At 73.5% G+C, this 7,845-nt stretch carries 10 protein-coding genes; 5 read left to right on the top strand and 5 right to left on the bottom strand.

Annotated features, from left to right (window positions below; genetic code table 11):
- From IIE03_RS20670 to IIE03_RS20660, 3 genes are all read right to left on the bottom strand, one after another.
- Positions 1-906, bottom strand: a 906-nt coding sequence (locus IIE03_RS20670; protein ID WP_192864654.1) for a serine/threonine-protein kinase, incomplete at its 3' end; no start/stop codon positions are given.
- 105 nt (positions 907-1,011) lie between these two features.
- Positions 1,012-1,584 carry a hypothetical protein gene (locus IIE03_RS20665; protein WP_192864653.1) on the bottom strand — a complete coding sequence of 191 codons (573 nt, stop codon included), beginning with the start codon at positions 1,582-1,584 and terminating at the stop codon, positions 1,012-1,014.
- Between the two features lie 38 nt (positions 1,585-1,622).
- Positions 1,623-2,825 carry an FAD-dependent oxidoreductase gene (locus IIE03_RS20660; RefSeq protein WP_192864652.1) on the bottom strand — a complete coding sequence of 401 codons (1,203 nt, stop codon included), beginning with the start codon at positions 2,823-2,825 and terminating at the stop codon, positions 1,623-1,625.
- A gap of 67 nt (positions 2,826-2,892) precedes the next feature.
- Between IIE03_RS20660 and IIE03_RS20655 the strand changes: the two genes are divergently transcribed.
- The 5 genes from IIE03_RS20655 (at position 2,893) to IIE03_RS20635 (ending at position 6,673) form a co-directional block, all read left to right on the top strand.
- Positions 2,893-3,510 (top strand): PadR family transcriptional regulator, encoded by a 618-nt coding sequence (locus tag IIE03_RS20655; RefSeq protein WP_318843104.1) that lies wholly within the window; start codon positions 2,893-2,895, stop codon positions 3,508-3,510.
- 105 nt (positions 3,511-3,615) lie between these two features.
- Positions 3,616-4,260 carry a dihydrofolate reductase family protein gene (locus tag IIE03_RS20650; RefSeq protein WP_192864651.1) on the top strand — a complete coding sequence of 215 codons (645 nt, stop codon included), beginning with the start codon at positions 3,616-3,618 and terminating at the stop codon, positions 4,258-4,260.
- Positions 4,261-4,364: 104 nt separating this feature from the next.
- Entirely contained in the window at positions 4,365-4,724 is a 360-nt protein-coding gene (locus tag IIE03_RS20645; RefSeq protein WP_192864650.1) for a CU044_2847 family protein, read from the top strand.
- A gap of 3 nt (positions 4,725-4,727) precedes the next feature.
- Positions 4,728-6,410, top strand: coding sequence for an STING domain-containing protein (locus IIE03_RS20640; protein WP_192864649.1), 1,683 nt, complete (start codon positions 4,728-4,730; stop codon positions 6,408-6,410).
- Positions 6,407-6,673, top strand: a complete 267-nt coding sequence (locus IIE03_RS20635) for a YkvA family protein (protein WP_225998117.1) — start codon at positions 6,407-6,409, stop codon at positions 6,671-6,673. Before IIE03_RS20640 ends, IIE03_RS20635 begins: the two co-directional genes overlap by 4 nt.
- On the opposite strand, the gene IIE03_RS20630 is transcribed toward IIE03_RS20635, so the two are convergent.
- Together IIE03_RS20630 and IIE03_RS20625 are read right to left on the bottom strand one after the other, a co-directional pair.
- A complete protein-coding gene (locus IIE03_RS20630; protein ID WP_192864648.1) occupies positions 6,587-7,042 on the bottom strand; it encodes an SRPBCC family protein in 456 nt (151 codons plus the stop codon). The genes IIE03_RS20635 and IIE03_RS20630 overlap by 87 nt on opposite strands.
- A gap of 80 nt (positions 7,043-7,122) precedes the next feature.
- On the bottom strand, positions 7,123-7,809 hold the full coding sequence (locus IIE03_RS20625) for a rhamnogalacturonan acetylesterase (protein WP_192864647.1): 687 nt from the start codon (positions 7,807-7,809) through the stop codon (positions 7,123-7,125).
- Positions 7,810-7,845: the final 36 nt, after the last annotated feature.

Raw genomic sequence — 7,845 nt, 5'->3', positions numbered from 1 at the left:
CGGGCCGTACGCCTGCCACCAGTACGCGCCCGCGACGAGGGCGAGCACGACGACGCCCGCCACCGCGGCCAGGCGCGTCCGCCCGCGGGGCGTGGGGGACGGCCCAGAGGTCCCGTTCGCGGCGATGGTCCGCAGCTCGTCGCGGACGTCCTCCAGGGCGGGCCGTTCCCTCGGGTCCTCGCGCAGCATGCGGGTCAGGAGCGGCGTCATGGCGCCGCTCCTCCGCGGGGTGCGGATGCCGGCGCGCTCGCGAGGGCCGGAGGACCGGCCGCCGCTCTCCCCGAACGGCAGCGTCCCCTCGAGCGCCTCGTACAGCGTCACACCGAGGCCGTACACGTCCGCCGGCCGGCGGTACTGCGCGCCCGGGACGCGCAGCTCGGGCGCCAGGTATGCCGGCGTCCCGCGGACACGCCCGTCGTCCGCGGAGGCCTCCGACGTGCCCGTGGCTCCCGCGTCGGCCCCCGGCGTGCCCGTCACCGTCTCGGCGTCCCAGAGACTGTCGGCGATGCCGAAGTCGACGAGCGTGGCGACGTCGTCGTCGACGAGCACGTTGGACGGCTTGACGTCGCGATGCAGGAGCCCCTGGGCGTGGACGGCGGCCAGGCCGTCGGCGAGCTGCGCGCCGTAGGTCGCCGCCCGCTCGACGCCGATCCTCCCGGCGCGTGCCAGCGACGTGCCCGCCACGTACTCCATGACGATCCAGCTGTCGTCCCCGTCGGCGACGACGTCGTGCACCCGTACCACGTGCGGGTGCCGCACGCGGGCGAGCAGCTCCGCCTCCTTGACGGCACGCCGGGCGCCGTCGTCGTCGTGACGCACGCGCTTGAGCGCGACCCTCAGGCCGCCGACCGAGAGGCTGACCGCCTCCCACACCTCGCCCTGGCCGCCTGCCCCGAGCAGTGTCACCAGTCGGTACCTGCCGGCGATCCCATCCCCTGCGCTGACCTCGCCCACCTGTCCGCCTGCCCCCGTCTCGTCGGCGCGCGCCCGATTCTGATCCTGTTGCACCGTTTACGGTAGTGCACCGCCCTCCACCAGGGCGAGGGCGTGGGCGCGGCCCGGGCACGCGTGGGGCCCGGCGCCGAACGGGCGGCCGGTCAGGTCGACCTCGACCACCGCTCCCGACGGGTCCACGCGGCGGGTCACCGGCACCGGCGGGTCGTCGCCGGCGATCATGGCGCGCGTGGCGGCGCACGCCTGGACCAGCAGTCCGATCAGGGCCGCGGTGCGCTCGTCCTTCACCCCGCCGCACGCCTCGACCAGCCGTTCGAGCGCACGGTCCGCCTCCGGCGTCTGCGGAGTGTGCGGCTGGTAGGCGGCGGCCACCGCGTCGACGTCGGCCGACACCGACGCCGATATCGAGCGGGGCACGCCCAGCGCCTCGGCCAGCGTCGCGACATGGTCGCCCGGGCGGCGCAGTGCGTCCGGATCGACGCCGGCGAGCAGGTCCTCGGCCAGCTTCCGCCGGCGCCGGTGGTCCGGGCCGTCGCAGAACCGCGCCACCCGCGAGCGCAGCCAGGCGACGCCGTGGGCGGCGTCAGGAACCGCGGGAACCCGGTAGGCGGGATCGGTGAGGGGATCCATGGCGGTCACGGTAGTGGTCGGGCGACGCTGCCGAACAGTCAGAGGGCCGGTCGGGATGCCGCCGTGTCGTCCCGCTGGTCCCAGGTGATGCGGTAGTCGGTGGCCGGGTCGCGGGTGGCGCGGGCCGCGGCGCGGCCGACCAGCGGGAGGATGACGTGATCGCGGAGCGTGCGGGTGAGCGGGTTCGGGATCTTGGTGTTGGCGGTGCGCTTGGCCTGGGCGATCATGCGTTCCACCCGGCCGCGCCGGGCCCGCTCGAAGGCGGCGAGCGCGTCGGCCGGGCTCCCGTGGTCGCGCAGCGCGGTGGCGACGAGAATGCCGTCCTCGATCGCGAGGGACGCGCCCTGCCCGGAGGTCGGCGAGATGGCGTGGGCGGCGTCCCCGATCAGTCCGACCGGTCCGCGGTGCCAGACGGGGACCCGGGGCAGGTCGAGCGTGTTCCACGGGCCGACGGCGTCGGGCGTCGCGCGGATCAGGTCGACGGCAGGGCCGTCGTCGTCCGCGAACAGGCCCTCGAGCCGTGCCCGCCATTCCGCGGGCCGCCGCTCGGCGGTCTCGGCGTCGGTCAGGGCGCGCCGGCTGGGCACGTTCGCGAACCACCACACGTCCCCGGCGGCGCGGCGCACGTGGCCGAAGAAGGCGCGGCGGCCGAACTGCATGACGAACAGGCCGGCGGGCGTGTCCACGTCGACGCCCGTCGCGTACCCGCCGGTGTTCAGGAGTCCCGTGTAGCGCGGATCGGGGCTGTCCGGGTCGAGCAGGCTGCGCACCCGGGAGCGGACGCCGTCGGCCCCGAGCAGGAGGTCGCCGTGGGCGGTGGTGCCGTCGGCGAAGGCGGCCTCGACGCCGCCGGGCGTGGTGGTGACGCCGGTCAGGCGCTTGCCGTAGTGGATCGGGATGTCGCGGCGGAGCGCCTCGTCCCGCAGGGCGGCGTAGAGGTCGGCGCGGCGCACGGACTGCGTCGCCGGCCCGTCGCCGCGCCCCATCGGGATGCGGGCGAGCGGGCGGCCCGTGGCGCCGCGCAGCTCGAGGGCCGTGGTGTCGAAGCCGCCCAGGTCGCGGGGGTCGATACCGATGAGGTCCAGGGCGGCCAGGCCGTTGGGCGCGAGGGACAGGAAGGCGCCGACGCCGTCGGCCCCGCTGTCGTAGGCCTCGTACACCTCGGCGCGGATGCCGGCCTTCCGCAGGGCCATGGCGGTCACGGGCCCGGCGATGCCCGCTCCGATGATGATGACGTCCATGCCGACGACCATAATATGGTTAGCCATATTATGGCAAGGGAGTGACGGCGCGATCTACCCTGGTGCCGTGCCTGCCCCGAACCGCCCCCGCTCGCCCCTGGCCATGGTCGTGCTCGCGCTCCTCGCCGAGGAGCCGATGCACGTCTACCGGATCCGCCGGTTGATCCAGATCCGGCGCAAGGACGACGTCGTCAACGTGGAGCGGTCCAACAGCATCTACCAGGCGATCGAGCGGCTGCTGCGCGACGGCCTCGTCGCGGTGCACGCCCGGGAGGAGCCGGCGGGCGCGCCCACGCGGACCGTCTACGCGATCACCGACGCCGGCCTGAGCACCCTCGAGAGCTGGATGGACACCGCGCTCAGCACGCCGGCCCGGGAGTTCCCCGAGTTCCGGGCCGTGCTCGCGGTCGTGGGACTCACCCGCCCCGCCGTCGTCCGCGACGCGCTGCGGCAGCGCGCCACGGCGCTGGAGGACACGCTCTCGCGAACCGAGCGGGACATGCGGAGCGCGCGGGGAGCAGGGCTCGCCCGGGTCCTGCTGCTCGAGGACGAGCACCTGGCGGCGGTCACGCGGGCGGAGCTCGGCTGGGTGCGGGCGGTGGTCGCGGACCTGGAGGCCGGCACCCTGGACTGGACCGCCGAGGAACTGCTGGAGGGGCATCCGCCGGTGGACGACGGCGCGTAGGACCACCGGCACGAGATCGCCGGGATCCCGGCCACGCCGCCGATGAGTTCGGCGCCGGCCGCCGGTCCACCCCCTGAACGCACCCCACGATCACGGGAGCACATCATGGGCCTCATCCACCTCGAGCTGTTCGCCACCCTCGACCTCGTCGCGCAGTCGCCCGGCGCCCCGGACGAGGACCCGGAGGGCTTCCCGTTCGGCGGTTGGCAGGCGCCGCTGCTGGACGACGTCTTCGGCGAGCAGGTCGACGCCTCCTACCTCGGCACCGACGCCCTCCTGCTCGGCCGCCGCACCTACGACATCTTCGCCGCCTACTGGCCGCACCAGGAGGGAGGCCCGGACAACTCGATCGCCACCCTGTTCAACAGCATCCCGAAGTACGTCGCCTCCCGCGGCACGCCCGACCTCTCGTGGGCCGGCTCCACCCAGCTCGGCCCGGACCTGCCCGCCGCGGTGCGCGAGATCCGCGACCGGCACGAGAACATCAAGGTGGTGGGGAGCCTGAACCTGGTGCAGACGCTGCTGCGCGAGAGGCTGTTCGACCGCCTCGACCTGTGGGTGCACCCGATCGTCCTCGGCGTCGGGAAGAAGGTGTTCGACGGCGGTGCGGTCCCGGCGAACGTCACCCTCCTCGAGCCCCCGGCGGCGGGACCGAACGGGATCGTCTGCCTGCGCTACGGTCTCGCCGACGGCGTCCCGGCGACCGGCGACATGACGGCACCCGACCGCGGCGCGCCCCGAGAGGCATGACCCTCCCGAACGGACCGGCCCCAGGAGGGTGAAAGGCACGCAGGCCACTATCCGGCGTTCCCGACATTCCCTACACTACCTGCGACGATGGTGATCGGAGTGTCATGGACGCGATACCGGTAGAGGTGGGCAGCGCGACGCTGTACCTCGAACCGTCCGACGTGGCGGTCGAGCGCGTCACGTCCGATCTGCTGGGCGACGACTACGACGGCACCGTCGAGAGCGGGAACCTGCCGCAACAGGTCGCGGACGGGTACGAGCAGCTCAAGGTCGTCCTCACGGAGATCATGCGGGACATCTCCGGCACGATGGTGCAGCAGGTCAGGGAGCAGGGCGCCGGCGCCCCCAGGTCGCTCGAACTGGAGATGTCGCTGAAGTTCTCCGCCTCCGCGAACGTGTGGGTGGTCGCCGCGTCGGGCGAGAGCGGCATCGCTGCCCGCCTGACCTGGGACTTCACGGACTGAGTGATGGACGTCCGGGAGAGGCTCGAGCAGGCGACCTGTGAGGTGCTCGACGTCGACGGGGTCCTCGGCGAGCCGGGGCGGTCGCTGGGCACGGCATGGCTCGTCACCGACCAGGGCCACCTGATCACGGCCGGCCATGTCGTCGTCGACCTGTACGAGGCCGCCGTCGTGGACGCGGCCGTGGGGCAGGACGCCGAGCCGGTGGTGCACGTCAGGTTCCCGGCACGGTCCGGCAGGCCGGGGATCGAGCAAGCCGTGTTCCAGATGCCGCCGATCCGCGACCGGTCCGCCGACCTGGACGTCGCCGTCCTGCGCCTCGTCGCGGGGACCGACCGTGACGCCCTGCCGACCGTCCTGGTCGACGACGCCGAGGGCGACGTCCGCGTCACGGGGTACGGGTCCAACACACCGGGCCGGCTGCAGTCCGGTCGCGGCACGCTGACCGGCCACAGCGTCAAGGGCGCGCAGTCCGACCAGTGGCTGTTCCAGTACGAGACCTCGTCCCTGACCCACACGGGCTTCAGCGGTTCGGCGGTGTGGAGCACGACCCACAACGCCGTCATCGGCTTCCAGGTCAGCTACGTCGCGGGCCGTGACCGCCGCGAGCCGGCCTCCGCCCTGGCGATGCCACTGATCCGCGTCGTGGACTACTGGGCCGACCTGCGCGGCTTCACCGCCGCCGCGCGGCGCCGCGCCTGCGTCCTGATCCAGCCCCGCGAGCGGACACCGGGGCTGCGGGACGACGTCGTCCGCCCCGTGCTGGACGCCCTGGGTATGGACCTCTACGAGTCGCACTCGGGTGCCACGAACGACGAGGACTACCGCCGCCTCGAACTGGCCGACGCCGTCGTCGCCGACGTGACCGGCGACGACTCGAACGTCGTCTACGAACTCGCCGTGGCCCAGGCCCTCGGCGTGCCGGACGTCGTCGTGGCCGACGCCGCCCGCTCGGACGGCGACCACAGCATGTTCCAGATCCAACTGCTCGACCTCGACGAGCCCGAGGCCGCCCGGGAGAACCTGCGGGAGCGGCTCGAGGTCGTGCTGTCGACCTTCGGCAGCATCGGCGCCACCGACACCGGCAGCAACCCGCTGCGGAGCTTCTTCCGCACCCCGCTGACGCAGATCTCGGCGGCCGATGCGCTGTCCCGCGGCTATCTGACCAACTTCGTGCGCCCCGTCTCCGAGATCCTGCGCCGCGTGCGCCGGCGTCCCGGCGAGGCCGAGGTCGTCGTGGACGGCAAGCGTCTGCGCCGCTCCCAGCTCGCGGACATCACGCTGACCGTCGTGCTGCCCGACCGGCTGTCGTGGGCGCGCGACGAGTTCATCACCCGCGACATCGCCGCCCAGGTCGTGGACGTCTCGATCGACGACAACCTGTCCCGCCCCCGGACCATGAAGGCGCGCCGACCGCGCAAGAACCAGCCGGTGGTTCTCTACGACGTCTTTCCCACCACGATGAACGTCATGACGGACTCGATCGCTGAGCGGGTCGCCCACCTGGCGGGCAGTCCCGAGGACCAGCGGGTCGCGGGCGAGGAGCTCGAACGCAAGGAGATCGACCGCTTCCACCTGCGCCTCCTCGACCTGGTCCGCAACGACCCGGACGTGCACGCGGGCGAGCGCATGCGCGCGGTCGTGCACGTGGCCAGGGCGAGCGCGGTCTTCCCGGACCTGTACGGCTGAACGATCGCCGGCGGACCGAGAACCCGATCCCCGACTTCATCCCGGTCCTGGGCTACGCCGACGACGCGATCGTCGCGGTCGTCGTGCTCCGGAGCGTCGCACGCCGGGCCGGCCTCGACGCGGTCCGCGCAGTCGCCGCCGGAGGACGGGGACCGGTCGGCCCGGCCCGCTCCCCCTCAGTGCACCGCACCATCGGGCCCGGCCGGCGACCGTCGCCGGATCCGGGCCAGGATGCTCCTGGTCGCGACCTTGTGGAAGCGTGAGTCGATCACGAGCAGGCGGTAGATCGCGCCGAGGGCGCCCGGGAAGGTCGCGTCGGTGTGCGCCTCGAGGCGGGTGCCGGTGTCGTCGGGCACGAGGCGGAAGGCGAGGGTGTAGGCGGAGAACCGGTGGACGCCGTCGAGCACGAGCAGGCGCGGCGGGTCGGCCGTCGTGACTCGGAAGCCCGGGACCACCGAACCCTCGGTGAGGGGACGCGGGCCGACGGCGCGCCGGTCGCGGCAGCCGATCGCGCGCACGTACCAGGACGGCCCGAGCACCTCGACCTGATCCAGGACGGCGGCCCACACCGCCTCGGGCAGGGCGGCGATCATCAGCGTGTGCACGTCCTGATAGCGCCGCGGACCGCCCATGCCGGGAGCCTACCGGCTCCCTCCAAGCCCGCGGACGCCCACGGATGCCCGCGGCGGGAGCGTCACGGCGACGCCGGCGGTCACGGCCGGGCCTCCCGGGCGACGATCTCGAGTCCGCGCGCGGGGCGATCGCCGTCGGCGCGCTCGATCGCCCGGAGGGATCGGGCCACGTACGCCGCGATGCGCCGGGCGCCGCGCTCGTGGAAGTGCGTGTCGTCGGTCTTGCCCTCCGGCCAGGCCGGGTGCTCCCCCGGCGCGAAATGGCAGAAGAGGCCCACGGAGTCCGCCGGGCCCAGATCCTCGTAGAGCCAGGTGGTGAACGCCGTCAGATCGATGAGCGGGGCGACGAGTTCATCGGCCAGGTCCCGCACGGCGTTCGGGTAGTCACCGTGCGTGGGGGTGATCCGCTCTCCCTCGAACCAGCGGCGTTCGGGCGACGTGCACAGGACGGACCGCGCGCCTCGCGCGTGGACGGCGTCGACCATCGCACGCAGCCGCTCGAGGTAGCCGCCGCGCGAACCGAGCAGCTCGGGCTGCTTCTGGTCGTTGTGCCCGAACTGGATGAGCACCGTGTCGAACGGCCGGACCCCGTCGATCAACCCGTCCCACCGCTCGGCGAGGAACGACTCGGTCGTCGCGCCGCCGAAGGCGTGGTTCCGCACGGGGGCGTCGACGTGCTCGGAGAGAAATCCGCCCCAGCCCGAGAGCGGGAGCTCGTCGGGCTGGGGGTCCGCGACCGTCGAGTCGCCCGCGAGGTGATAGGTCATCCGTCACTCCTGTCCGCTTCGGCCCCACGGCCCTGG

This window comes from Myceligenerans pegani, assembly GCF_014892515.1.
Taxonomy (GTDB): Bacteria; Actinomycetota; Actinomycetes; order Actinomycetales; family Cellulomonadaceae; genus Myceligenerans; species Myceligenerans pegani.
The sequence above is the reverse complement of the archived record's forward strand: the minus strand, read 5'-3'. Positions and strand labels throughout refer to the sequence as shown.

What these genes read in the sequence shown, in the direction of transcription:
- IIE03_RS20650 (WP_192864651.1), top strand. Translation starts at nt 3,616, where the DNA reads ATGGGCCTCATCCACCTCGAGCTGTTCGCCACCCTCGACCTCGTCGCG.
- IIE03_RS20645 (WP_192864650.1), top strand. Translation starts at nt 4,365, where the DNA reads ATGGACGCGATACCGGTAGAGGTGGGCAGCGCGACGCTGTACCTCGAA.
- IIE03_RS20625 (WP_192864647.1), bottom strand. Translation starts at nt 7,809, where the DNA reads ATGACCTATCACCTCGCGGGCGACTCGACGGTCGCGGACCCCCAGCCC.
- IIE03_RS20630 (WP_192864648.1), bottom strand. Translation starts at nt 7,042, where the DNA reads ATGGGCGGTCCGCGGCGCTATCAGGACGTGCACACGCTGATGATCGCC.
- IIE03_RS20665 (WP_192864653.1), bottom strand. Translation starts at nt 1,584, where the DNA reads ATGGATCCCCTCACCGATCCCGCCTACCGGGTTCCCGCGGTTCCTGAC.
- IIE03_RS20660 (WP_192864652.1), bottom strand. Translation starts at nt 2,825, where the DNA reads ATGGACGTCATCATCATCGGAGCGGGCATCGCCGGGCCCGTGACCGCC.
- IIE03_RS20640 (WP_192864649.1), top strand. Translation starts at nt 4,728, where the DNA reads ATGGACGTCCGGGAGAGGCTCGAGCAGGCGACCTGTGAGGTGCTCGAC.